20 protein-coding genes, 2 pseudogenes and 1 riboswitch are annotated in these 24,128 nt (G+C 72.7%); of the genes and pseudogenes, 12 read left to right on the top strand and 10 right to left on the bottom strand.

Annotation, left to right across the window (positions count from 1 at the left end):
* Positions 1-7: 7 nt before the first annotated feature.
* From nuoL to recQ, 4 genes are all read left to right on the top strand, one after another.
* On the top strand, positions 8-1,972 hold the full coding sequence (gene nuoL, locus ACFY3N_RS26945) for an NADH-quinone oxidoreductase subunit L (protein ID WP_390819324.1): 1,965 nt from the start codon (positions 8-10) through the stop codon (positions 1,970-1,972).
* 5 nt (positions 1,973-1,977) lie between these two features.
* On the top strand, positions 1,978-3,549 hold the full coding sequence (locus ACFY3N_RS26940) for an NADH-quinone oxidoreductase subunit M (protein WP_390819323.1): 1,572 nt from the start codon (positions 1,978-1,980) through the stop codon (positions 3,547-3,549).
* Positions 3,546-5,195 carry an NADH-quinone oxidoreductase subunit NuoN gene (gene nuoN, locus ACFY3N_RS26935; protein WP_390819322.1) on the top strand — a complete coding sequence of 550 codons (1,650 nt, stop codon included), beginning with the start codon at positions 3,546-3,548 and terminating at the stop codon, positions 5,193-5,195. Before ACFY3N_RS26940 ends, nuoN begins: the two co-directional genes overlap by 4 nt.
* 171 nt (positions 5,196-5,366) lie before the next feature.
* Positions 5,367-7,301 (top strand): DNA helicase RecQ, encoded by a 1,935-nt coding sequence (gene recQ, locus ACFY3N_RS26930; RefSeq protein ID WP_390819321.1) that lies wholly within the window; start codon positions 5,367-5,369, stop codon positions 7,299-7,301.
* Between the two features lie 157 nt (positions 7,302-7,458).
* Here recQ and ACFY3N_RS26925 read toward each other — a convergent pair whose 3' ends face one another.
* Positions 7,459-8,397, bottom strand: a complete 939-nt coding sequence (locus ACFY3N_RS26925; RefSeq protein WP_390819320.1) for a M56 family metallopeptidase — start codon at positions 8,395-8,397, stop codon at positions 7,459-7,461.
* Positions 8,398-8,565: 168 nt separating this feature from the next.
* Positions 8,566-9,780, bottom strand: coding sequence for a fumarylacetoacetase (gene fahA / locus ACFY3N_RS26920; RefSeq protein WP_390819319.1), 1,215 nt, complete (start codon positions 9,778-9,780; stop codon positions 8,566-8,568).
* A 179-nt stretch (positions 9,781-9,959) separates the two neighbouring features.
* Between fahA and ACFY3N_RS26915 the strand changes: the two are divergent.
* A pseudogene (locus ACFY3N_RS26915) lies at positions 9,960-10,079 on the top strand (DegT/DnrJ/EryC1/StrS family aminotransferase); the annotation flags it as partial.
* 361 nt (positions 10,080-10,440) lie between these two features.
* Positions 10,441-11,313 carry an HAD family hydrolase gene (locus tag ACFY3N_RS26910; RefSeq protein WP_390819318.1) on the top strand — a complete coding sequence of 291 codons (873 nt, stop codon included), beginning with the start codon at positions 10,441-10,443 and terminating at the stop codon, positions 11,311-11,313.
* Here ACFY3N_RS26910 and ACFY3N_RS26905 read toward each other — a convergent pair.
* Entirely contained in the window at positions 11,277-11,750 is a 474-nt protein-coding gene (locus tag ACFY3N_RS26905; RefSeq protein ID WP_390819317.1) for a transglycosylase SLT domain-containing protein, read from the bottom strand. The two genes, ACFY3N_RS26910 and ACFY3N_RS26905, sit on opposite strands and share 37 nt — an antisense overlap.
* Before the next feature lie 5 nt (positions 11,751-11,755).
* A riboswitch (cyclic di-AMP (ydaO/yuaA leader) is annotated at positions 11,756-11,924 on the bottom strand.
* A gap of 572 nt (positions 11,925-12,496) precedes the next feature.
* On the opposite strand from ACFY3N_RS26905, the gene ACFY3N_RS26900 reads away from it, so the two are divergent.
* From ACFY3N_RS26900 to ACFY3N_RS26885, 4 genes are all read left to right on the top strand, one after another.
* A complete protein-coding gene (locus ACFY3N_RS26900; RefSeq protein WP_390819316.1) occupies positions 12,497-13,507 on the top strand; it encodes a polyprenyl synthetase family protein in 1,011 nt (336 codons plus the stop codon).
* Positions 13,508-13,748: 241 nt separating this feature from the next.
* Complete coding sequence (locus tag ACFY3N_RS26895; RefSeq protein ID WP_390819315.1) at positions 13,749-14,969, top strand: outer membrane lipoprotein carrier protein LolA; 1,221 nt, start codon at positions 13,749-13,751, stop codon at positions 14,967-14,969.
* A 57-nt stretch (positions 14,970-15,026) separates the two neighbouring features.
* On the top strand, positions 15,027-16,004 hold the full coding sequence (locus ACFY3N_RS26890) for an ABC transporter ATP-binding protein (RefSeq protein WP_390819314.1): 978 nt from the start codon (positions 15,027-15,029) through the stop codon (positions 16,002-16,004).
* Complete coding sequence (locus ACFY3N_RS26885) at positions 15,991-16,860, top strand: ABC transporter permease (protein WP_390819313.1); 870 nt, start codon at positions 15,991-15,993, stop codon at positions 16,858-16,860. Before ACFY3N_RS26890 ends, ACFY3N_RS26885 begins: the two co-directional genes overlap by 14 nt.
* Positions 16,861-17,024: 164 nt before the next feature.
* Here the strand turns inward: ACFY3N_RS26885 and ACFY3N_RS26880 are convergent, their stop codons facing one another.
* The 3 genes from ACFY3N_RS26880 to ACFY3N_RS26870 all read right to left on the bottom strand — a co-directional run bounded on the left by ACFY3N_RS26880 (position 17,025) and on the right by ACFY3N_RS26870 (position 19,411).
* A complete protein-coding gene (locus tag ACFY3N_RS26880) occupies positions 17,025-17,609 on the bottom strand; it encodes a flavodoxin family protein (RefSeq protein ID WP_390819468.1) in 585 nt (194 codons plus the stop codon).
* A 103-nt stretch (positions 17,610-17,712) separates the two neighbouring features.
* The gene (locus ACFY3N_RS26875) at positions 17,713-18,888 is read right to left on the bottom strand and encodes an amidase (protein ID WP_390819312.1); all 1,176 of its coding nucleotides are present in this window, start codon (positions 18,886-18,888) and stop codon (positions 17,713-17,715) included.
* 34 nt (positions 18,889-18,922) lie between these two features.
* Positions 18,923-19,411 (bottom strand): DUF6668 family protein, encoded by a 489-nt coding sequence (locus ACFY3N_RS26870; protein WP_390819311.1) that lies wholly within the window; start codon positions 19,409-19,411, stop codon positions 18,923-18,925.
* 158 nt (positions 19,412-19,569) lie between these two features.
* Between ACFY3N_RS26870 and ACFY3N_RS26865 the strand changes: the two genes are divergently transcribed.
* Positions 19,570-20,754 carry a tetratricopeptide repeat protein gene (locus ACFY3N_RS26865; RefSeq protein ID WP_390819310.1) on the top strand — a complete coding sequence of 395 codons (1,185 nt, stop codon included), beginning with the start codon at positions 19,570-19,572 and terminating at the stop codon, positions 20,752-20,754.
* Between the two features lie 86 nt (positions 20,755-20,840).
* Here the strand turns inward: ACFY3N_RS26865 and ACFY3N_RS26860 are convergent, their stop codons facing one another.
* From ACFY3N_RS26860 to ACFY3N_RS26850, 3 genes are all read right to left on the bottom strand, one after another.
* A complete protein-coding gene (locus ACFY3N_RS26860) occupies positions 20,841-21,314 on the bottom strand; it encodes a VOC family protein (protein WP_390819309.1) in 474 nt (157 codons plus the stop codon).
* Between the two features lie 39 nt (positions 21,315-21,353).
* Complete coding sequence (gene rarD / locus ACFY3N_RS26855; protein ID WP_390819308.1) at positions 21,354-22,424, bottom strand: EamA family transporter RarD; 1,071 nt, start codon at positions 22,422-22,424, stop codon at positions 21,354-21,356.
* Between the two features lie 162 nt (positions 22,425-22,586).
* Positions 22,587-23,441 carry an SDR family oxidoreductase gene (locus ACFY3N_RS26850; protein ID WP_390819306.1) on the bottom strand — a complete coding sequence of 285 codons (855 nt, stop codon included), beginning with the start codon at positions 23,439-23,441 and terminating at the stop codon, positions 22,587-22,589.
* A 140-nt stretch (positions 23,442-23,581) separates the two neighbouring features.
* Here ACFY3N_RS26850 and ACFY3N_RS26845 point away from each other — a divergent pair, with 140 nt between their 5' ends.
* Complete coding sequence (locus ACFY3N_RS26845; RefSeq protein ID WP_390819467.1) at positions 23,582-23,920, top strand: winged helix-turn-helix transcriptional regulator; 339 nt, start codon at positions 23,582-23,584, stop codon at positions 23,918-23,920.
* 34 nt (positions 23,921-23,954) lie between these two features.
* On the opposite strand, the pseudogene ACFY3N_RS26840 reads toward ACFY3N_RS26845, so the two are convergent.
* A pseudogene (locus tag ACFY3N_RS26840) lies at positions 23,955-24,128 on the bottom strand (2-oxoacid:ferredoxin oxidoreductase subunit beta); the annotation flags it as partial.

The following is a 24,128-nucleotide window of genomic DNA, read 5'->3' as shown; positions in this document are numbered from 1 at the left end:
CTGAATCGTGGAGAACCTGATTGCGCTGCTGGTGGCGGCGCCCCTGCTCGGAGCGGCGGTCCTGCTGTGCGGCGGACGCCGGCTGGACGCCGTCGGCCACTGGATCGGCACGCTGCTCGCGGCCGTCTCCTTCGTGCTCGGCCTGGTGCTGTTCACCGACCTGCTGGGCAAGGGCGCCGAGGAGCGCACCGTCACGCAGCACCTGTTCAGCTGGATCCCGGTGGAGGGCTTCCAGGCCGACGTCGCCTTCCGGCTCGACCAGCTGTCGATGACGTTCGTCCTGCTGATCACCGGCGTCGGCTCGCTGATCCACCTGTACTCCGTCGGGTACATGGAGCACGACGAGCGGCGCCGCCGCTTCTTCGGCTACCTGAACCTGTTCCTCGCGGCGATGCTGATCCTCGTCCTCGCCGACAACTACCTGCTGCTGTACGTCGGCTGGGAGGGCGTCGGTCTCGCCTCCTACCTGCTGATCGGCTTCTGGCAGCACAAGCCCGGCGCGGCGACGGCGGCGAAGAAGGCCTTCCTGGTCAACCGCGTCGGCGACATGGGCCTGTCCATCGCGATCATGCTGATGTTCCTGTGGTTCGGCACCTTCGCCTTCGGGCCGGTGCTCGGCACCCTCGAGGAGCCCGGTCTCGCCGGGCAGGCCGGTGAGGGCAAGCTCACCGCGATCGCGCTGATGCTGCTGCTCGCCGCCTGCGGCAAGTCCGCCCAGGTGCCGCTGCAGTCCTGGCTCGGGGACGCGATGGAGGGCCCGACCCCCGTCTCGGCCCTGATCCACGCGGCGACCATGGTGACGGCGGGCGTGTACCTGATCGTCCGCTCCGCGGCCGTCTTCAACGGCGCCCCGGACGCACAACTGGTCGTCACCGTCGTCGGCGCGGTCACGCTGCTCTTCGGTGCGGTCGTCGGTTGCGCGAAGGACGACATCAAGAAGGCGCTGGCCGGCTCGACCATGTCGCAGATCGGCTACATGGTGCTGGCGGCCGGCCTCGGCCCCATCGGCTACGTCTTCGCGATCATGCACCTGGTGACGCACGGCTTCTTCAAGGCCGGGCTGTTCCTCGGCGCCGGCTCGGTGATGCACGGCATGAACGACGAGGTCGACATGCGCCGCTACGGCGGCCTCAGGAAGTACATGCCGGTCACGTTCGTCACCTTCGGCCTCGGCTACCTCGCGATCATCGGCTTCCCGGGCCTGTCCGGCTTCTTCTCCAAGGACAAGATCATCGAGTCGGCGTTCGCCAAGGGCGGCACCGAGGGCTGGATCCTCGGCGCCTGCGCCCTGCTGGGCGCGGCCATCACCGCGTACTACATGACGCGCGTGATGCTGATGACGTTCTTCGGCGAGGAGCGCTGGCGCAACGCGCCGACGCCGTCGCCGGCCGAGCCGGACGTGGAGCCCGCCGCCGAGACGCGCGGCGCGTACGCACCGCCGCACCCGCACGAGTCCCCGAAGGTCATGACGGTCCCGATGATCGTGCTGGCCGTCGGGTCGGTCGCGGGCGGCGCCTTCTTCAGCATCGGCGACCGCTTCCTGCACTGGCTGGAGCCCGTCACCGGCCACGACCACGGTCACGCGCCGATCGGCGCCGCGACCGTGACCGCCGCCACGGTCGCCGTGATGGTCGTCGGTGTGGCGATCGCCTGGGCCCAGTACGGGCGCCGTCCGGTGCCGGCCGTCGCCCCGCGCGGGTCGCTGCTCACCCGGGCCGCCCGGCGGGACCTGCTCCAGGACGACTTCAACCACGTGGTCCTGGTCCGCGGCGGTGAGCACCTCACCCGCTCGCTGGTGTACGTCGACCACACCCTGGTCGACGGGGTCGTCAACGGCACGGCGGCCTCCATGGGCGGCCTCTCCGGGCGGATGCGCAGGCTGCAGAACGGCTTCGCGCGGTCCTACGCGGTCTCGATGTTCGGCGGCGCGGCGGTCCTGGTCGCCGCGACCCTGCTGATGAGGGCGGTCTGATACCGATGTCCTTTCCTCTGCTGACGGCGACGGCGGTGCTCCCGGCCATCGGGGCGATCGCCACGGCCGCCGTACCGGCCGCGAAGCGCACGGCCGCCAAGTGGCTGGCCCTGCTGTTCTCGCTCGCCACGCTCGTGCTGGCGATCACCGTCCTGGTGCGGTTCGACCCGGACGGCGACCGCTACCAGCTCACCGAGTCCCACGCCTGGATCGCGGACTTCGGAGTGCGGTACGAACTGGGCGTGGACGGCATCGCGGTGGCGCTGATCGCGCTGACCGCCCTGCTGATCCCGTTCATCGTCCTCGCGGGCTGGCACGACGCCGACCCGCTGGAGACGGGAAGCCGGAGGTGGCGGCCGACGCAGGGCTTCTTCGCCCTGATCCTGGCCGTCGAGGCGATGGTGATCCTCTCCTTCGAGGCCACCGACGTCTTCCTCTTCTACATCTTCTTCGAAGCCATGCTGATCCCGATGTACTTCCTCATCGGCGGCTTCGGGGACCGCGCCCACGAGCACGGCGAGAAGACGGCGGCGACGCAGCGGTCGTACGCGGCGGTGAAGTTCCTGCTCTACAACCTGGCCGGCGGTCTGATCATGCTGGCCGCGGTGATCGGGCTGTACGTGGTCGCCGGGAACTTCTCGCTCACCGAGATCGCCGCGGCGCGGGCCGACGGCTCGCTGGACATGGCGACGAGCACCGAGCGCTGGCTCTTCCTCGGCTTCTTCTTCGCCTTCGCGGTGAAGGCGCCGCTGTGGCCGCTGCACACCTGGCTGCCCAACGCCATGCAGGAGTCCACCGCCCCGGTGGCCGTGCTGATCACGGCGGTCGTCGACAAGGTGGGCACCTTCGCGATGCTCCGCTTCTGCCTCCAACTCTTCCCGGAGGCCAGCAAGTGGGCGACGCCGGTCGTCCTCGTACTGGCGGTCATCAGCATCATCTACGGCGCGCTGCTCGCGGTCGGCCAGCGCGACATCAAGCGGCTGATCGCGTACGCGTCGATCTCGCACTTCGGCTTCATCGTCATGGGCATCTTCGCGATGACCAGCCAGGGCCAGTCCGGGGCGACGCTCTACATGGTCAACCACGGCATCTCGACCGCCGTGCTGATGCTGATCGCCGGGTTCCTGATCTCGCGGCGCGGCTCCCGGCTCATCGCCGACTACGGCGGTGTGCAGAAGGTCGCCCCGGTGCTCGCCGGCACCTTCCTGATCGGCGGGCTCGCGACCCTCTCCCTGCCGGGGCTCGCGCCCTTCGTCAGTGAGTTCCTGGTCCTGGTCGGCACGTTCACGCGCTACCCGGCGATCGGCATCGTCGCCACCTTCGGCATCGTCCTCGCCGCGCTCTACACCCTCGTCCTGTACCAGCGGACGATGACCGGCCCGGTGAAGCCCGAGGTCTCCGCGATGCCCGACCTGCGGGTGCGGGAGATCGCGGTGGTGGCGCCGCTGGTCGTGCTGCTGGTCTTCCTGGGCGTCTACCCGAAGCCCGTCACGGACGTCGTGAACCCGGCGGTGAAGCACACCATGTCCGACGTACAGAAGAAGGACCCCCGGCCCGAGGTGGAGGCGGCCAAGTGAGCGCAACAGCCGTCCACAGCCTGTGGACAACGGCGGCCGACCCGATCTCGAAGATCGACGCGCCGAAGATCGAATACGGGCAGCTCGCACCCACCCTGATCGTCGTCGGAGCGGCGGTCCTCGGGGTGCTGGTCGAGGCGTTCGTACCGCGCAGGTCGCGCTACTACGCGCAGATGTTCGTCGCCGTGGTCGCGCTGGCCGCCGCCTTCGCCGCGGTCGTGGCGCTCGCCGCGGACGGCTACGGCACGACCAAGGCGGGCATCGCGGCGATGGGCGCCGTCGCCGTCGACGGGCCGGCCCTGTTCCTGCAGGGCACGATCCTGCTGACGGCGCTGGTCGGCCTGTTCACCTTCGCCGAGCGCCGGCTCGACCCGGAGGCGCACGGCAACCGGGTGGACTCCTTCGCCGCGCAGGCCGCGTCCGTACCGGGCAGCGACAGCGAGAAGAAGGCGGTCAGGGCCGGGTTCACCACCACCGAGGTGTTCCCGCTGCTGCTCTTCGCCGTCGCCGGCATGTTGGTCTTCCCGGCGGCCAACGACCTGCTGACGCTGTTCGTGGCGCTCGAGGTCCTCTCGCTCCCGCTGTACCTGCTGTGTGCGCTGGCCCGCCGCAAGCGGCTGATGTCGCAGGAGGCGGCGGTCAAGTACTTCCTGCTCGGCGCGTTCGCCTCCGCGTTCACGCTGTTCGGCATCGCGCTGCTGTACGGCTACTCGGGCTCGATGTCGTACGCCACGATCGCGCAGGTCGTCGACGGCACGGTCCAGGACGTCAGCCCGGCGCTCGCCGACACCATGGGCAACGACGCGCTGCTGCTGGTCGGCGCCGCGCTGCTGGTCATGGGCCTGCTGTTCAAGGTCGGCGCCGTCCCCTTCCACATGTGGACGCCCGACGTGTACCAGGGCGCCCCGACGCCGGTGACCGGGTTCATGGCGGCGGCGACCAAGGTGGCGGCGTTCGGCGCGCTGCTGCGGATCCTGTACGTCGTGCTGCCGGGCCTGCGCTGGGACTGGCGGCCGGTCATGTGGGCCGTCGCCATCGTCACCATGCTGGCCGGCGCGATCGTGGCGATCACCCAGACCGACATCAAGCGGCTGCTGGCGTACTCGTCGATCGCGCACGCGGGCTTCATCCTCGCGGGTGTCATCGCGACCACGCCCTCGGGCATCTCGTCCGTCCTCTTCTACCTGGCGGCGTACTCGTTCGTGACGATCGGCGCGTTCGCGGTGGTCACCCTGGTCCGGGACGCCGGCGGCGAGGCGACGCACCTGTCGAAGTGGGCGGGCCTCGGCCGTCGTTCCCCGCTCGTGGCGGCGGTGTTCGCGGTGTTCCTGCTGGCCTTCGCGGGCATCCCGCTCACCTCCGGCTTCTCCGGGAAGTTCGCCGTGTTCAAGGCGGCGGCGGAGGGCGGGGCGGCCCCGCTGGTCGTGGTCGGTGTGATCTCGTCGGCCATCGCGGCGTTCTTCTACATCCGCGTCATCGTCCTGATGTTCTTCAGCGAACCGCGCCCCGAGGGCCCGACCGTCGCGGTGCCGTCACCGCTGACGATGACGGCGATCGGGGTCGGCGTGGCCGTCACGGTGGTCCTGGGCGTCGCACCCCAGTACTTCCTGGAGCTGGCCGGGGACGCGGGAGTGTTCGTGCGCTGACGCGGCGTCCACCGGCACGGCGACGGCCCGGCACCCCTGGAGGGGGTCGGGCCGAAGTCGTCGGGCGGGCGGCCTGTGGAAAACTCCGGGGCTGTCGGTGCGGACCCCTATCGTGGAGGCAGTGGTCGAGGGACGGCTCACGGGGGCACGGTGACGGGCGGTAGTGGCGGGATGGCAGTGACGGAGAGCGAGGCGCTGGCCGCGCTGCACCGGGTGTTCGGGTACGACGCCTTCCGCGGCGAGCAGAAAGCGGTCATCGAGCACGTGATCACGGGCGGCGACGCGGTCGTGCTCATGCCGACCGGTGGCGGAAAGTCGCTCTGCTACCAGATTCCGGCTCTGGTCAGGCCGGGCACGGGAGTCGTCGTCTCCCCGCTCATCGCGCTGATGCAGGACCAGGTGGACGCGCTGCGGGCACTGGGCGTGCGGGCCGGGTTCATGAACTCCACGCAGGACTTCGACGAGCGGCGGGTCGTCGAGGCGGAGTTCCTCGCCGGCGAGCTGGACCTGCTGTACCTCGCACCGGAGCGGCTGCGGCTGGACAGCACCCAGGACCTGCTCTCGCGCGGCAAGATCTCCGTCTTCGCGATCGACGAGGCGCACTGTGTCTCCCAGTGGGGGCACGATTTCCGGCCGGACTACCTCATGCTGTCGGTGCTCGGCGAGCGGTGGCCGGACGTGCCCCGCATCGCGCTCACGGCGACGGCCACGCACGCCACGCACCGGGAGATCACCGAGCGGCTCGGCATGCCGGACGCCCGGCACTTCGTGGCGAGCTTCGACCGGCCCAACATCCAGTACCGGATCGTGCCCAAGGCGGACCCCAGGAAGCAGCTGCTGAGCTTTCTGCGCGAGGAGCACGCGGGGGACGCGGGCATCGTCTACTGCCTGTCGCGCAACTCGGTGGAGAAGACCGCCGAGTTCCTCTCCCGCAACGGCATCGAGGCGGTGCCGTACCACGCGGGCCTCGACGCGCGGACGCGCGCCGCGCACCAGGCGCGGTTCCTGCGGGAGGAGGGCCTGGTCGTGGTGGCGACCATCGCGTTCGGCATGGGCATCGACAAGCCGGACGTCCGGTTCGTCGCCCACCTCGACCTGCCCAAGTCCGTCGAGGGCTACTACCAGGAGACGGGTCGCGCGGGGCGCGACGGGCTGCCGTCCACGGCCTGGATGGCGTACGGGCTCAACGACGTCATACAGCAGCGCAAGCTGATCCAGTCCGGTGAGGGCGACGAGGCGTTCCGGCGGCGGGCGGGCCAGCACCTGGACGCGATGCTCGGCCTGTGCGAGACCGTGGAGTGCCGGCGCGGCCGGCTCCTCGCCTACTTCGGCCAGGACCCCGACCCGGCGGGCTGCGGCAACTGCGACACCTGCCTCACCCCGCCGGAGACCTGGGACGGGACCGTCGCGGCGCAGAAGGTGCTCTCCACGGTGGTGCGGCTGCAGCGGGAGCGCGGGCAGAAGTTCGGCGCGGTGCAGATCGTCGACATCCTGCTGGGGCGGCGCACGGCCAAGGTCATCCAGTTCGACCACGACCAGCTGTCGGTGTTCGGCATCGGTGAGGAGCTGACCGAGGCGGAATGGCGGGGCGTGGTGCGCCAGTTGCTCGCCCAGGGGCTGCTCGCCGTCGAGGGGGAGTACGGCACGCTGGTGCTGACCGGGGCGAGCGGGGCGGTGCTGCGGCGGGAGCGGGAGGTGCCGCTGCGCAAGGAGCCGAAGAAGCCGGCGGCGGCCCGGGGCACGAGCGGCCGGGGCGAGCGCAAGGCCAGGGCCGCCGCGGCCGAGCTGCCCGAAGAGCTTCAGCCCGCGTTCGAGGCGCTGCGCGCCTGGCGCGCCGAGCAGGCCCGCGAGCAGGGCGTCCCGGCGTACGTCGTCTTCCACGACGCCACGCTGCGGGAGATCGCCACGGTGTGGCCCACGTCGGTGGGGGAGCTCGGCGGGATCAGCGGGGTGGGGGAGAAGAAGCTGGCGACGTACGGGGAGGGGGTGGTGGCAGTACTGGCCGGGCTGAAGGCACCGGGGGACGGCGGTGTCGGTGCCGCGTCCGAGGACCCCGGCCACCCGGACGACTGGCCCGAGGAAGAGCCGGAGCCCGACTGGACATAGGTGCCGCGTGGCCGGGCCGGGCGGGGAGTGTTGCGCAGCCCGGCGTCGGCGGTGCGCCGGTGCGCCCACCCTCCTCCACTCTCGACTTCGCTCGAGCGGGGGGACCCCCATGAGCGGGGACCCCCGTCGCCCTGCGGCACGATCGCCCGCCGTCGCGTCACGGCAGTGCCGTCAGGCCCGGGGCGAAGGTGATCAGCAGGGGGACGAAGGGGACCAGGGACGCCGCCGCCGTGGTCAGGGCGCGGTGGCGGCGGCCCAGCCGGGGCGGGGGAGCCAGGAGGCGGTCGACGCGTTCGCCGAGCAGGCGGTGGCTGGAGGCGCAGGACAGCACGCCGCGGTGCTGGTTGAGTTCGATCAGCGCCAGTGCCGTGGTCAGGTGGCCGCAGCGGCGGGAGGCCGTGTCGTCGGCGGACAGTTCGACCAGGCGATGGGTCTGTTCGCAGAAGTGCGCGAACAGCGGAATCCGGGGGAAACCGCCGGCCAGCGCGGTGGAGAGGTGCAGCAGCCAGTCGTGGCGGGCGCGGGCGTGGCCCCGCTCGTGGGTGAGGACGGCGTCGAGCTGGTGGTCGGTGAGCCGCTGCAGGGCGCCGGTGGTGACGATCAGCTGGGGCGGGCTGCCCGGCATCCACCAGGCGTCGGGGTACTCGTCCTCGAGCACCAGCAGGGGGCCGCGGGCCGCGGGCAGGCCGGCGGGCAGGTCGGGGGCGCGTTCCCGCAGATGCGCCCGGGCCCGGACGCGCCGGCGGCGGGCCTCGACCAGTTCGCGCCCGAGCATGGCCGTCGTCCAGGCGGCCCCGCACGCTAGCAGCATGGTGAGGGCGGTCGCCCACGGCGAGGCGGCGGACAGGTCGTACGCCGCGGTGACCGCGGGCGGGGCCGGGGCGAAGAGCTGGGCGCGGACGGTGCCGAAGACGGCGGCTGCGCCCAGGGCGAGAGCCGTGACGCAGCACAGCAGGACGGTGGCGACCAGGCACTGCCACACCCACAGGGCGACCACCGGCTCTCGTTCCGGCCACTTCGACCGGGTCAGTGCCCGGGGGACGGGCACGGCGGCCGTCACGGCGACAACGCTCAGCAGGAGCAGGCAGACGGTCATGCCACGGGCTCCGGATCCTGTCGGAAGAGGGCGGCTTCGGGTCGTGCTGGGGGCGTGCGGGACGTACGGGGGAGCGCGGCGCGAACGCGCACACCGCCCGACGCCCAGTATGACGGCGAAGGGCGGTGCGGGTCAGGGGTCGTGGAGGATCGGCGAGGGCCGGACGGGTCAGACCGTGGGGACCACCCGTCCCGTGACCTCGCCGAGGCCCACGCGGACGCCGTCCGGGCCCGGCGCCCAGGCCGACAGCGTCACCACGTCACCGTCCTCCAGGAACGTCCGCTTGCCGTCGGGGAGTTCGAGGGCGTCGCGGCCGTTCCAGGTCAGTTCGAGCAGCGACCCGCGTTCCCGCTCGGCGGGGCCGCTCACCGTGCCGGAGCCGTAGAGGTCGCCGGTGCGCAGGGAGGCGCCGTTGACGGTCATGTGGGCGAGCTGCTGGGCGGCCGTCCAGTACATGGTGGAGAAGGGCGGTTCGGAGACGGCATGGCCGTTGACGGTGACGGTGATCCGCAGGTCGTAGCCGCCGGGTTCCTCGTCCGCGTCGTCCAGGTACGGCAGCAGCTCGTGCGTGCGCTCCGGCGGCGCGACGCGCGCCTCCTCCAGGGCGTCCAGCGGGGTGATCCAGGCCGACACCGAGGTGGCGAAGGACTTGCCGAGGAACGGGCCGAGGGGGACGTACTCCCAGGCCTGGATGTCGCGGGCGGACCAGTCGTTGAGGAGGCAGAGGCCGAAGACGTGGTCGCGGAAGTCGCCGAGCGGCACCGGCCGGCCGGGCTCGGACGGCACGCCGACCACGAAGCCGACCTCGGCCTCGATGTCCAGCCGGACGGACGGCCCGAAGACCGGGGCGGCGTCCGTGGGCGCCTTGCGCTGGCCGGAGGGGCGCACGACGTCGGTGCCGGAGACCACGACCGTGCCGGCGCGGCCGTGGTAGCCGATCGGTAGGTGCTTCCAGTTGGGGGTCAGGGAGTCGGCGGCGTCGGGGCGGAACATCCTGCCGACGTTCCGGGCGTGGTTCTCGGAGGCGTAGAAGTCGACGTAGTCCGCGACCTCGAAGGGGAGGTGCAGGGTCACCTCGGACAGCGGGTGGAACAGCGGCTCGACGGTCTCCCGGTGCGCCGGGACGGTCACCCACGCCGTGAGCGCCCGCCGCACGTCCGACCAGGCCGTGCGGCCCGCCGCCAGCAGCGGGCCGAGGGTCGGACGGGCGAGCAGGGAGGCGTACGGCGAGCCCAGGGCGTGCGCCGCCGCGCCGGCGTCGAGGACGTGGTCGCCGAGCCGGACGCCCACGGTCCGCTCCGACGAACCGGGGGGCGAGAACACGCCGTACGGCAGGTTGTGCGGGCCGAAGGGGTCGCCCTCGGGGACATCGAAGGGGGGCATCGGGTGCTGCCTCTCTTTCGTGTGCGCAGGTGCTCCACGTGTCCGTGGCCATGCCACACGTTACGGGTGGGACGGCGGTCTTGGGCAGAGCCGACGTGGTGGCGCACCGGCGTCGGCGACCGGAGGGGCCGGCGGGGACGGGGCGCGGGCCCGCGGGGGACCATGCGCCGCTTCTCCCTCCGTTGATCGAGGACGGGGCGCACGCGATCGGCAGCGTGGTCGGCGGGCGGCCGGTCGGGGCCTGGGGCGCGGCCTCCGTCTTCAGCCTTTCCCAATGCGTGGGCGCCCGGGCCGGCGGCCGCACCCGGGCCGCGGCGACGCTGAACTCCGGTTCCGTGAAGGGGCTGCGCGGTGCGTCCGTCGCGTCGCGCAGTTCCCGCCGGCGTTCTGGTTCCCCCTCGCCGAGCTCCCCGGGCCTCAGCACGCGCACGCGTCCACCGCTCACCCGACCCCCCGATCAAGTCCCCCTGGACTCCTGGAAGGCACCGCCCGGGACCGGGCGGACGGTAGATAGCGGACCATGTTCTCGCCAAACGGGGAAAGAGTCCTGAACCGGTCCTTACCCGGTGTCGAGGGAAGTCGAGAGAAGGGAACCGCACCGAAAACGAGCGCAAACGGGCAGGGGGAATAGGGCCGTCGGGTTGTCCGTATTCTCTGATCATGGCCGCACCCACCGATTGCTCGCTCATCGCCACCGACCTGGACGGGACGCTGCTGCGCGGCGACGACACCCTCTCCGACCGGACCCTCGCCGCGCTCGCGCGGGTGGGGCGGGCCGGTGCGCAGCACCTCGTGGTGACGGGACGCCCGGCCCCCAGAGTGCGGCCGCTCCTGGACGACCTCGGCGGTACGGGGCTCGCGGTGTGCGGACAGGGCGCGCAGGTGTACGACGCCGGCGCGGACCGGCTGCTGTGGTCCGTGACGCTGGACCGGGAACTGGCGGAGACCGCGCTCGGCAAGATCGAGGCCGAGGTGGGGGAGGTGTACGCCGCGGTCGACCAGGACGGGGTCGACGGGCTGACGCTGATCGAGCCCGGCTACCTGATGCCGCACCCGACCCTGCCGGCGGTGCGGGTCGGGCGGCGCGGGCAGCTCTGGGACCGGCCGATCAGCAAGGTGCTGCTGCGCCACCCGGACCTGTCCGACGACGCGTTGGCGTCGGCGGCCCGGTCGGTGGTCGGCTCACTGGCCACGGTCACCATGTCGGGGCCGGGCACCGTGGAGCTCCAGCCGTGCGGGGTGACCAAGGCGACCGGGCTGGCGCTCGCCGCCGAACACCTGGGGCTGAGCCCGGAGCGGACGATCGCCTTCGGTGACATGCCGAACGACATCCCCATGTTCGACTGGGCGGCCCACGGCGTCGCCATGGCCAACGCGCATCCCGAACTGAAGGCGGTGGCGGACGAGGTCACCACGTCGAACGAGGACGACGGCGTGGCCGTCGTCCTCGAGCGACTGTTCGGCGGGGCGATGACGCTCGCCCCCCAGCGGGTGGCTCAGTACGCGCCGAAGACGTTGTCGATGGAGCCGTAGCGGTCGGCGGCGTAGTTGCAGGCCGCCGCGATGTTCGCGACCGGGTCGAACGGGTCGAAGGCGGTGCCGGGCACGTGGTACGCCTGGAAGGTCGGGTCGATGACCTGCAGCAGGCCCTTCGACGGGGTGCCGGCGGCGGCGTTGGAGTCCCAGTTGTTGACGGCGGCCGGGTTGCCGGAGGACTCGCGCATGATGTTGCGGTGGATGCCCTCGTAGCTGCCCGGGATGCCGTTCTGCGCCATGACGTCCAGCGCCTCGCGGATCCAGCCGTCGAGGTTGTCCGGGTACGCCGTCACGGAGGTGGCGGCGGTCGTCGTCGGCTCGGTGGTGGCCGCGGAGGCGCTGGTCGCGCCGAACAGCGGCAGGGCGACCACGGCGACGCCGGCGACGGCGAGGGAACGGGCGAGGCGGCGGCGGTGCTGACCGTAAGCAGGCATGTCTGGGTTCCTCTCCTACGCCTGCGAGGTGAGCTGTCGGGTTCGGGCGGGAGAGTGCCCGGCCGTGCCCCTGCGGGCATGGCTTCACCCCTAGCCGTTCCGGCGCGTGTCCGGCCCGGCGGCCTACCTGGGTCCCCCACTCCTGCCGTGCTGAGTGATCGTCGTCGGTTGATGCGGGCGGCGGCAGGATTAGGCGTCCACCCGGCAGGCCGGGAACGTATGCGAGAGCACATGTCGGGAACAAGTGCGGGAATCACACAAGGCGCCGTTTGATCTTGCAATGGGGGTTTTGAGGCACTTGATCCTTTGCGAGTGCCAAGGGTCAACTCCGTGTCGCGGAGGGGGAGAAGGCGGGTGGCGGCCCGTGGTGGGGGTATCGGTTCGCGCGTGAGCCACTTCACTGGGGATTGCCTGTGAGCGCATTTATCGCCAAGCGGAATTCGCTCAGTATTTGCGGCAAATCGGACGCCGGGAGGGGCAGGATGGTGCGCGCGGTGAACCGCGACCCGGGAGGCGGGTCGGGGGCCGGGTCGAGGAGTGGATTACTACGTCCGGGAAAGTCTGAGAATGTCCGTTGTTATCAAACGATCAAAAGCGCTCCGCCCTTGATTCCGTGCCGCCCTGCCGGTAACCCCGGGCGCTGGCGGTGATCGAAACGTGACCGGATACGCTGACTTGAGTGATGGCAGCGACCTATCGACATTCCGTGTAACCGCCAGTGGACACCAGCAGACAGGAGACCCCTCGTGACCGTCGTCGGGCCGTTCGGGCTGAGCGTGCGGGACCAGGCTCTGGAAGCCGATGTCCAGGCCGGGATGACGGCTGTCGAGGAAGGACTGCTCGAGGCCACCAAGAGTGAGGTCCCCTTCATCACGGGAGCCGCCCAGCACCTGGTGCGGGCCGGCGGCAAGCGGTTCCGCCCGCTGCTCGTGATGCTCGCCGCCCAGTTCGGCGACCCCTACGCGCACGGTGTCGTGCCCTCGGCCGTGGTCGTGGAGCTCACCCACCTGGCCACGCTGTACCACGACGACGTGATGGACGAGGCCGAGGTGCGGCGCGGGGTCGACAGCGCGAACGCCCGCTGGGGCAACTCCGTCGCGGTCCTCACCGGCGACTTCCTCTTCGCGCGGGCCTCGCACATCCTGGCCGACCTCGGACCGGAGGCCGTGCGGGTGCAGGCCGAGGCGTTCGAGCGGCTGGTCACCGGGCAGATCCTGGAGACCGCGGGACCGCAGGACGGCCGCGACCCGGTCGACCACTACCTCGACGTGCTCGGCGGCAAGACCGGCTCGCTGGTCGCCGTCGCCTGCCGGTTCGGCGCGATGATGTCCGGGGCCGAGGAGACGGTCGTGGACGTGCTGACCCAGTACGGCGAGCGGCTCGGCGTCGCCTTCCAGCTCGCCGACGACGTCCTGGACATCGCCTCCGACTCCCACGAGTCCGGCAAGACCCCCGGCACCGACCTGCGCGAGGGCATCGCCACCCTGCCCGTGCTGCGGCTGCGCGAACGGGCGGCCCGGCTCGGACGGGCCGACGACATCGCCCTGTGCGAGCTGCTCGACTCCGACCTCACCGACGACGCCCGGCACGCCGAGGCGCTGCGGCTGCTGCGCGCCCACCCCGCGCTGGAGCAGGCCCGCCGGGACACCGTGCGGTACGCCGAGGAGGCGCGCGCGGCACTGGCCCCGCTGCGGGAGTGCGAGGCGAAGACGGCACTCGTGCAGCTGTGCGACGCGGTGGTGCACCGCGCGGGCTGAGCCGGCCCGAACTCCCCCGCGACCCCTACTGGTCGGGGGAGGAAACCGTCCTCCGTGTCATACCCCAGCAGTACGTGGAGTTGCGTCCGGGGGCTGACGCGTCCGCCCGCCGGATTTGGTCGGATGGACCACGACGGACAACACCACTTCTCACCGGTTCGGGTGAGAATGGCGGCTCGGGGTGAGACTGGTGCGAGGACACGAGACGGAAGCCGCCGCCGACCACGGAGGTAGGGCACACATGGCACCGTACGAATCCGACGACATGACGACCGAGGGGGAGGCCGGCGAGCCGCGCACACGACGGCGCAGGGCCGCGCGGTACGTCGTCCCGGTCACCGTGATGGGAGTGGCGGCCGCGACCATCGGTCTGGTCCCCGCGCTCGCCGACTCCGGCGACCCCGACCTGCCGGAGATCACCGCCGCGCAGCTGATCGAGAAGATCGCGAAGTCGGACGTCGAGCGGTTCTCCGGCACCGTGAAGATCACCACGGACCTCGGCCTGCCGGACCTCGGCGGCCTGGAGAGCGGCCTCACGTCCGGCGCCGCGGGGCGGGACGGGGACGGCGGCTCCTCGGCCGACCCGTCCGCGAAGCTGGCCGAACTGGCGTCCGGCACGCACACCCTGCGCGTCGCGGCCGACGGCCCGGACCGGCAGAAGGTGTCGCTCCTGGAGAACGCCGCCGAGTACAGCCTGATCCACAACGGCACGGACGTCTGGGGGTACGACAGCGCGTCCAACGAGGTCTACCACGGCACGGTCGACGAGTCCGGCGAGGCCCGGGAGCAGCAGCCCCCCACCACCCCGGACGGCTTCGCCGAGGAGGCGCTGAAGGCGGTCGACGACACCACGTCCGTGACGGTCGACGGCACCGCCCAGGTGGCCGGCCGGGACGCGTACAAGCTGGTCGTCAAGCCCCGGCAGTCCGGCTCCACGGTCGGCGCGATCAGCATCGCGGTCGACCACGAGACCGGTGTGCCGCTGAAGTTCACGCTCACCCCGTCGAGCGGCGGCGCGGCCGTCGTGGACGTCGGCTTCACCAAGGTGAGCTTCGACCGGCCGGCCGCGTCGACCTTCGAGTTCACCCCGCCGAAGGGCGCCGAGGTGACCGAGGACGGCGAACTCGACCAGGGCCGGGAGCACTCCGGGAAGCCGGAGAAGGCCCCGAAGTCCGAGGAGGACCTGGCCAAGGGCCTCGACGGGCTGAAGATGCTCGGCGAGGGCTGGAACTCCGTCGCCGCCTTCGACACCGGCGGCGAGGGCGCTCTGCCCACCGGCGGGGCCGGCGGCGATCTCGGCGGCTTCCTCGGCTCGCTCGGCGACCGGGTCGAGGGCGGGTTCGGCACCGGCACGGTGTTCAGCACCCGCCTGGTGAACGCCCTGATCACCGAGGACGGCAAGGTCTACGCGGGCGCCGTCACCAAGGACGCGCTCGTGAAGGCGGCCGACGCGGGGAAGTAGGGCCCCGGAACCTTACGACGTGACGACGTGACGACGTGACAGGGAACGAGGGAGCCGATGGGCAACACGTCCGCCGAGGAGCCGGACGGCGCGCACCCGGGTGACGGTGTCGTCATCGCCACCCGCGCGCTCACCAAGCGTTACCGCGGCGGACAGCTCGCCGTCGACGGTCTGCACCTGACCGTCCCGGCGGGCAGCGTCTTCGGCTTCCTCGGCCCCAACGGCTCCGGCAAGACCACCACCATCCGCATGCTGATGGGCCTGATCGAACCGACCTCCGGCACGGCGCACGTCCTGGGGCGCCCCATGCCGCGCTCCGCGCGCGCCGTGCTGCCCCACATCGGCGCCCTCATCGAGGGACCGGCCCTCTACGGCTTCCTCTCCGGCCGGGACAACCTCCTGCGCCACGACGCCGCCGACCCGACCGCGGACCCGCGCACCCGGCGCGCCCGGGTCGCCGCCGCCCTGGACCGGGTGGGCCTCACGGCCGCGGCCGGCAAGAAGGCGAAGGCGTACTCCCTCGGCATGAAGCAGCGACTCGGCCTCGCGGCCGCCCTGCTCCGGCCGCGCCGGCTGCTCGTCCTGGACGAGCCGACCAACGGTCTCGACCCGCAGGGCATGCGGGAGATCCGCACGCTGGTGCGCGAGTTGGCCTCGGACGGCACCACCGTCTTCCTCTCCTCCCACCTGCTCGACGAGATCGAGCAGGTGTGCACCCACGCCGCCGTGATGGCCCGCGGCCGGCTGATCACCCAGGGGCCGGTCGCCGACCTGGCCGCGGGCGCCCGGGGCCGGCTGGTGGTGACCACGCCCGACCCGGCGGACGCGGCCCGGGTACTCAAGGAGCAGGGTGTCGCCGACGTCGTCGTGGACGGGGAGCGGGTGACCGGCGAGGTGCCCGGGCACGACCTCGCCCAGGTGAACGCCGCACTGGTCACCGCAGGTGTCCGGGTGCGCGGCTTCGGGGCCGAGCGGGCCTCGCTGGAGGACGCGTTCGTGGCACTGACCGGGGAGGGCTTCGATGTCGCGGGCTGAAGCGGTGCGGAGGGCGAACCCGCTGTGGACCCTCGGACTGCTGCGCAACGAACTGCTCACCACCTTCCGGCGCTGGCGCACCCTCGCCCTGCTCGGGGTGCTGGCCGCGGTGCCGGTCCTGGTCGGCGTCGCCGTACGGATCGAGACCGGTGACGGCTCGTCGGCCGGCGGCGGGGGCGGGGGCGGACCGGCCTTCATCTCGCAGATCACCAACAACGGCCTGTTCCTGGTCTTCACCGCGCTCGCCGCCACACTGCCGTTCTTCCTGCCCATGGCGATCGGGGTCGTCGCGGGCGACGCCATCGCCGGCGAGGCGAACGCCGGCACCCTGCGCTACCTCCTGGTCGCCCCCGCGGGCCGCAGCCGCCTGCTGCTCACCAAGTACGCGACGGTCATGGCCTTCTGTCTGGTCGCCACCCTCGTGGTCGCGGTGTCGGCCCTGGCCACCGGCGCGCTGCTGTTCCCGCTGGGCGACCTCACGACCATCTCGGGCACCCGGATCAGCTTCTCCGAGGGACTGGCCAGAGCCCTGCTGATCGCCCTGGTCGTCGCCGTGTCGCTGATCGGGGTGGCGGCGCTCGGCCTGTTCGTCTCGACGCTGACCAACAGCGGCATCGCGGCGATGGCGACCACGGTCGGGCTGCTGATCACGGTCCAGATCCTCGACCAGATCCCCCAGCTGCACGCCCTGCACCCCTACCTCTTCTCCCACTACTGGCTGTCCTTCGCCGACCTGATGCGCGAACCGGTCTACTGGGACGACCTGACGAAGAATCTCGGCCTCCAGGCCCTCTACGCGGCGGTGTTCGGCTCGGCGGCCTGGGCGCGGTTCACCTCGAAGGACATCACCGCGTAGGGGAAACGGGGTGGCACGGGCGGACCGGCGCGTGTGACGGTTCCGCCCATGGGCAACTCACGGGCGTACCCCGTCCTCCCTGCCCCGCGCCCGGAAGCTCGCCGCCCACATCGGCAGCGGGGTCCTGGGCGAGGGACAGCTCGGCTGGTGAGGCGGTGCCGGGGTCAGCCGGCCTCGTACGGGAAGCGGGCGAGGGGCGCTTCCCGCGCGAAGAACGTCTTGGCCCGCGCCAGCGCCTCCGTGTCCTTGAGCACGTCACCCGGCTTGCTGCCGTTGCCGAGGAGGACGCCGCCGAAGCGCATCCCCATGTAGGCGGCCGAGTTGTTCAGCGTGCCCACCAGCGGATCGGCGACCTCCGGCTCCTCGTGCGCGAGCGCGGTGACGCCCCAGAGGGTCCGTCCCGCCATGGTCGCCTTGAAGTCCAGGCCGGGGGTGCGCAGCCAGCCCGCCCAGTGGTCCAGGTAGCGCTTGGTCTGCGCGGACACCGAGTACCAGTACAGCGGTGAGGCGATCACCAGGTCCGTCGCCGCGAGGGTGGCGTCCAGCAGCAGGGCGACGGCGCCCTCCGTGGGGCGGACGTGGTCGCTGTCGTGGCGCAGGTCCTTGAAGTCGGGCAGGGGGTGGGCGGCGAGGTCGATCCACCGCTGCTCCACGTCCGGGGGCAGCTGCTCGGCGGCCCGGCGGGCCAGCAGTTCGGTGTTTCCGTCGGGGCGGGAGCTGCCCAGGACGAAGAGGAAACGGCGGGCCATGGTCATCCCCAGATAGTCGGCGTACGTCAATTACAGGCATCTGCATTATATGCACGTGCATTTATATGTCAACGGGTGCGGCGCGGCTCCGGACGCCGGGCGCTCATCCGGTGGCGGCCGCCCCGCGCCGTTCCGCCTCCCGGGCCACCGCGAGCAGCAGGTCCTCCCGCCCGCGCGGCGCGACCAGCTGGAGCCCCGCCGGGCAGCCGTCGGCGCCGAATCCGGCCGGGAGGCTCAGCGCGGGGTGCCCGCTGAGGTTGAACGCCCAGGTGAGCGCGGTCGAATAGAGCTCGCCGGGGCCGTCGTGGCCGTGCGGCGCGGTGGGTGCCGTGGGGGTGAGCAGCAGGTCGGCACCGGTGAAGAGGGCGTCCAGGCGCCGGTCGTTCTCCGCCCGGACGCGGTGGGCGTCGGCGAGGCCGGCACCGGGGGTGCGCAGGGTGAGCCAGGCGGACGCGGGATCGAGGAGCCGCGGCGGTGACGAGGACCGTACGAGCCGTACGACCCCGGCGTCGGCCAGCCGGCCGACCGCCGCCCGGGCCAGGGCGACGGGTTCCGCGTCGGGGCCGGCGAAGCCGAGGTCGGGGGACCAGCACGCGGAGACGGGGCAGGAGGCGGGGACCTCGACGGCGGTGGGCCGCTCCGACACCACCCGCCACCAGGCCGCCGCGTCCGAGGCCGTGCGGGCGAGGACTCCGGGCGCGGCCAGGCCCGTACGGTCGGCCGAGGGGAGCCGGCCGCCGGTGACCTTCAGCCCGACGACCCCGCACCACGCCGCCGGGATCCGCACCGAGCCCGCCCCGTCGCTGCCCGTGGCCAGGGGCACCAGCCCGGCCGCCACCGTCACCGCCGCCCCGGCCGAGGAGCCGCCCGGCGTACGGTCCGCCCGCCACGGATTGACGGTACGGCCGCGCGCCCCGAGCCCCCAGGTCTGCCAGGCCGTTCCCGGACCGGGCACCGAGGTGGCGCCCACGGCGACACCACCGGCCGCGAGCAGCGGCCCCGCCGCACGCAGCCCGTGCCGCCCCTTGACCGCGACCGGCACCCCGGCCAGCGGCAGACGCTCACCGGCGGCGACCCGCGTGTCCACCTCGTCCGCCCGCCGCAGCGCCTCCTCGCCCCACACCGCGAGGAACGCGCACAGCGCCGGATCGGCCCGCTCGATCCGCTCCAGCGCCTCCGCGACCACGTCCACGGCCCGCAGCCGCCGCCCGCGCACCGCGGACGCGATCCCCTCGACCGAGAGGGACGCACCAGAGCCCTGTCCCCGACCGTCCAGCACCCGTACCCCTCTTGAGATCAGCCGCGGTGCCCGCTCAGCGCGGCGCGCCCGTCAGGCGGGCCAGCGGCTCCGTCCCGCGGGGCGGCCGGCCGGACAGGTCACCCAGGCGCCACTCGTCCACCCAGGGCACGCGGTACACGTCGATCACCGACTCGATGAGCCGGATCCGGTGGACGAGGGGACGCGGCAACCGTCCCGGCGCGTCCGCCACCAGGACCACGGCGTCCAGATCGAGCCCCTGCGGCGACTCACCGCGCCGGACCGCCTCCACCGCCGGCACCACGGCGTCCAGGCCGGCCGCATGGGTCCGGGCGACGAACAGCACCGACCGCGGACCGGCGGGGCCGGGCCAGGCGCGGCCGCCGTCGTGACCGCCGTAGACCGCGGCGAGCGTGGAGACGCCCGCGCCGCCGTGCAGGCCGACCCAGGAGAAGCGGCGGGCCGCCGCCCGCGCGGGGTCGGGCTCCGCCGTCTCCGGCACCGCCACCGGCCCGCGGATCCAGATCTCCGGTCCCTGTCCCATGTCCCCTCTCCTGCTCGCCACCTCGATCCTCATGCCGCCGGCGGACGGGAAACCGGCGCGGACGGCCGTTGGGACGAGCCTGTGACAACGCGGTGACGTGAGAAGCGCGAGCGAACGGACAGACTCGACAGCAGGTGTACGACCCGAATGAGGGAACGATGTCTCGACTCAGCCGCGAGAAGAAGCGGGAACAGCAGCAGGCCGCGCACGCGGCGAACCTTGCGGCAGCGCCGATCGACGTCCGGGTCCCCGCGGGTGGGACGGACGCGGGCGGGGCGTCGGTCGGCGGTGCGACGGTGATCGCCGGACCCGGCGAGGAGATCCAGCAGGCGGTGCTGAACCGCCTCCACCGCATCGCCATCGCCTCCGGTCACGCCGTCCTCGCCACCGTGCACGACGAACGCATCGGCTGCGTCGTCCCGCTCCGGGTCGACCCGGACGGCTCCAGCCACTTCACGGCACAGCCGGTCCTGACCGCGCCGGCGCGGGAGCCCGGCGCGGACCGGCCGACGCACCTGCTGCGCCCCCTCCCCGGGCCGGCGCCGGAAGGGACGTCCGGACCGGCTCCCGTACGGGACGCCGCCCTCACCTTCGAGCTGCGCCCCGTGCCCGGGACGGAGGCCCCCCGGGACGCCGTACCGACGTTCGAACCACGGGCCGTCCCCGGGGCGGAGCGGGCCACGCCGCCCGGCACGGTCGCGCCCCCGACGGGCGAGTTCGGCCCGCCCCCGGCCATGGACGCGAAGCCGCGCCCCGGTCTGCTCCCGGCACCCGAAGCCGCACCGTCCGCCGGGTTCGCGCTCGATCCCGACCCCGGGCCCACCCCGCCCCGCGGGTTCGACGCCGTGGCGGAGGCGGTGCTCGGCGACGAGCCCCCCGCCGGCGAGAACCACCTCGCCGAACCCATGGCCCGGATCAACGAGGCCGTCCGGGCGGGCAGGCTCGACACGGCGGCCCGGCTGGCCGGGGAGACCGTCGCGGAGGCCTCGGGAACCCTGGGGGCGGAGCACCCGGAGGTGCTGCGGCTGCGCGAACTCGCCGCGTACATCGCCTACCTGGCCGGTGAGCCGCTGCGCGCCTTCCGGATCTCCCTCGACCTCGCCGTGATCTGCCGCCGCGCGGGGGACGCGGAGGCCGCCTACGGCAACGTCCGCAGCGCGGCGACCGCCTGGCGCGCGGTGCGCGACCCGCTGCTCGGACTGGAGCTCGGGCACGAGCTGATCGCCCTGTGGACCCAGCTCACCGCCGAGGACGGGCCCGCCGCCGACGAGATCGAGGAGCTGGAGTCCGCCCGCGCCCGCATGGGCCGGCTGACCGAACGCGCCCGCACCCGGCAGCCCTGAGAGGCCTCCGTCTCGGGGGAGGACGGGGAGAACAGGGGAGAACAGGGGAGAACGGGGGAGAACGGGGGAGAACAGGGCGGAACCCCCTAGTGCAGGCAGAACTCGTTGCCCTCCGGGTCCGTCATCACGAGCCATCCCCCGGACGGCTCCGCCACCCGCCGGAGCACGCGCGCGCCGAGCCCCTCCAGCCGTGCGAGCTCCTCCTCGCGGCGCCCCGCACCGGGATGCAGATCGAGGTGGAGCCGGTTCTTGACCGTCTTCTCCTCCGGCACGCGCTGGAACAGCAGCCGCCGTCCACGGCCGGTGCCGCTCTCCTCCTCGTACGGGTCGTCGGGGTGCCGTACCGCCGCCAGGTCCCGCCACGCCCGGCGGCCGTGGGACTCGACGGTCAGCTCGGCCGGGACGGCGCCCGCGGCCAGCAGTCTCCCGATGAGCGCGCTGTTGTCCTCGACCACGTACCGGAGGGCGGCGGCCCAGAAGTCGGCCTGCGCGTGCGGGTCGGCCGCGTCGACGACGACCTTCCAGTGCACGGGGGTGGGCGGTGTCGGTGTCTGCGTCATACGACCAGTTATAGGACGCCGCTCCGACAACGCCCGCTTCTACGGCCTGGCCGCCGGCCGGTTCGCCTCGGCCACGGCGGGCACGCTCCCGGCGCTCGGGTGCGCAGCCGCGCCCGCGGTGCCGGCCGGCACGCCGGTCCCGGTCGTCCCGGTCGTCCCGGTCGTCCCGGTCGTCCCGGTCGTCCCGGTCGTCCCGGTCTTCCCGGCGAGCGTGCGGGCGGCCCGGCGGGCGGTGCGCAGCGCGTCCCAGGTGAGGAGGGTGAGCGCCAGCCACACCAGCGCGAAACCGGCCCAGCGCTCGGGCGGCATGGCCTCCTTGAAGTAGAGGACCCCGAGCAGGAACTGGAAGACCGGGGCCAGGTACTGCAGCAGGCCCAGCGTGGACAGCGGCACGCGGATCGCGGCGGCGCCGAAGCAGACCAGGGGGAGCGCGGTGACGATCCCGGTCGCGGCGAGCAGCGCGGCGTGCCCGGCCCCTTCGGCGGCGAACGTGGAATCGCCCCGGGCGCTCAGCCACAGCAGATAGCCGAGGGCGGGCAGGAACTGGATCGCGGTCTCGGCGGCCAGCGACTCGACGCCGCCGAGGTTGACCTTCTTCTTCACCAGTCCGTACGTGGCGAAGGAGAAGGCGAGGCAGAGCGAGATCCACGGCGGCCGGCCGTAACCGATGGTGAGGACGAGCACCGCCGCGGCGCCCACCCCGACCGCCGCCCACTGCACGGGCCGCAGCCGCTCCTTCAGCAGCAGCACGCCCATCGCGATCGTGACCAGCGGGTTGATGAAGTAACCGAGGGAGGCCTCGACGACGTGCCCGGAGTTCACGGACCAGATGTAGACGCCCCAGTTGACGGTGATGACCGCCGCGGCGACCGTGATCAGCGCCAGCCTGCGCGGCTGCCGCAGCAGCTCGCCGAGCCAGGCCCAGCGGCGTATGAAGAGCAGGGCGGCGGCCACGAAGAACAGGGACCAGACCATCCGGTGGGCCAGGATCTCCACCGCTCCGGCGGGCTTGAGCAGGGGCCAGAACAGCGGGACGAGCCCCCACATCCCGTACGCCGCGAAGCCGTTCAGCAATCCTGTGCGCCGCTCCGCGGCCGGCTTCCCGGTCATGGATCCCTCCTTCGTGTCCGACGCGCGCCCTGTCTCCCGCGGTGCCCGCGCACGCGCGCGATGTCCGCCGGACGACGGTAACGCCGGACACCCCCGCGTGTCATGTCCGTACCGGCATACGGTCATGACGGGCGGGGATGGCGGGTTCGGCGGCCCTCCGGGTCAGCCCTTGAGCGCGGCGGCGACGGCCTCGGCGAGCGGGGTGGTCGGACGGCCGGCCAGCCGGGACAGGTCGCCGCTGTCGACGACCAGCTCCCCCTTCTCGATCGAGGCGTCCACGCCCGCCAGCACGGCGGCCATCGGCTCGGGCACCCCGGCGCCGGCCAGGATGCCGGTGAGCACCTCGGGCGTGACCGGGCGGTAGGCGATCTCCCTGCCGGTCTGCCGGCTCAGCTCGGCCGCGTACTCGGCGAAGCTCCACGCCTCGTCGCCGCCCAGCTCGTACGTCTTGTTCTCGTGTCCCTCGCCGGTCAGCACGGCGACGGCGGCGGCCGCGTAGTCGGCCCGCGAGGCGGAGGAGACCCGGCCCGCGCCGGCGGCGGCGACGACCGCGTCGTGGGCGAGCACCGGGGCGAGGTTCTCGGTGTAGTTCTCGTGGTACCAGCCGTTGCGCAGCAGCACGTACGGAACGCCCGAGCCCCGCAGCGCCTCCTCGGTGCCGCGGTGGTCGTCGGCGAGCGCGGCGGTCAGGGAGCCGGGGGCGCTGGTGTACGCGAGCAGGGCCACACCCGCGGCCTTCGCGGCGTCGATGACGACCCGGTGCTGGCCCACCCGGCCCTTGTCGAACTCGTTGCCGGAGACCAGCAGGACCTTGTCGCCGGCCGCGAACAGGCCGTCGAAGGTCTCGGGGGCGTTGTAGTCGGCGACCGCGATCCGGACGCCGCGCGCGGCGAGGTCCGCCGCCTTCTCCGCGCTGCGGACGACGGCGGTGACCTGCTCGGCCGGAACCTTCTCCAGCAGCTGTTCCACGACGTGACGGCCGAGGTGTCCGGTGGCGCCGGTGACGACGATGCTCATGGTGCAGAACTCCTGTGGGGATGCGTTTGCGGTATGCCACTCACCCTAAGGGTTGCGCTAACTAATGGAAAGTACCCACCTTGGAGTAAGGTACTGGCGTGACGGTAAGTGATGGTGGTCGGCGGAGCGAGGCCGAGGCGATGTGCCCGCACCGGCTGGTCCTGGAGCATGTGACCAGCCGCTGGGGGGTGCTGGTGCTGATCCAGTTGCTGGAGCGCCCGTACCGCTTCAGCGAACTGCGCCGGGCGATCGGCAGGGTCAGCGAGAAGATGCTCACCCAGACCCTCCAGACCCTGGAGCGCGACGGCCTGGTCCACCGCGACGCCAAGCCGGTCATCCCGCCGCGCGTCGACTACTCCCTCACCGGCCTGGGCCGCGAGGCGGCCGAGCAGGTGCGCGACCTGGCGCTGTGGACCGAGAAGCGGATGGCCGACGTCCTCGCCGCCCGGCAGGCGTACGACGAGGCCCGGGTGCCGTAGGGCACCCGGGCCTCGTTCCGGCCGTCGGCGGGGTTCAGCCCACGACGGTCCAGGTGTCGCCGCCGGTGAGGAGGGTGGCGAGGTCGCCCTTGCCGTGCTGCTGGACGGCGGTATCGAGCTGGTCGGCCATGAGGGTGTCGTAGACGGGCCGGTCGACGGAGCGGAAGACGCCGATGGGGGTGTGGTGCAGGGTGTCGGGGTCGGCGAG

It is taken from the genome of Streptomyces sp. NPDC000348, from assembly GCF_042898795.1.
GTDB lineage: Bacteria > Actinomycetota > Actinomycetes > Streptomycetales > Streptomycetaceae > Streptomyces.
The sequence above is the reverse complement of the archived record's forward strand: the minus strand, read 5'-3'. Positions and strand labels throughout refer to the sequence as shown.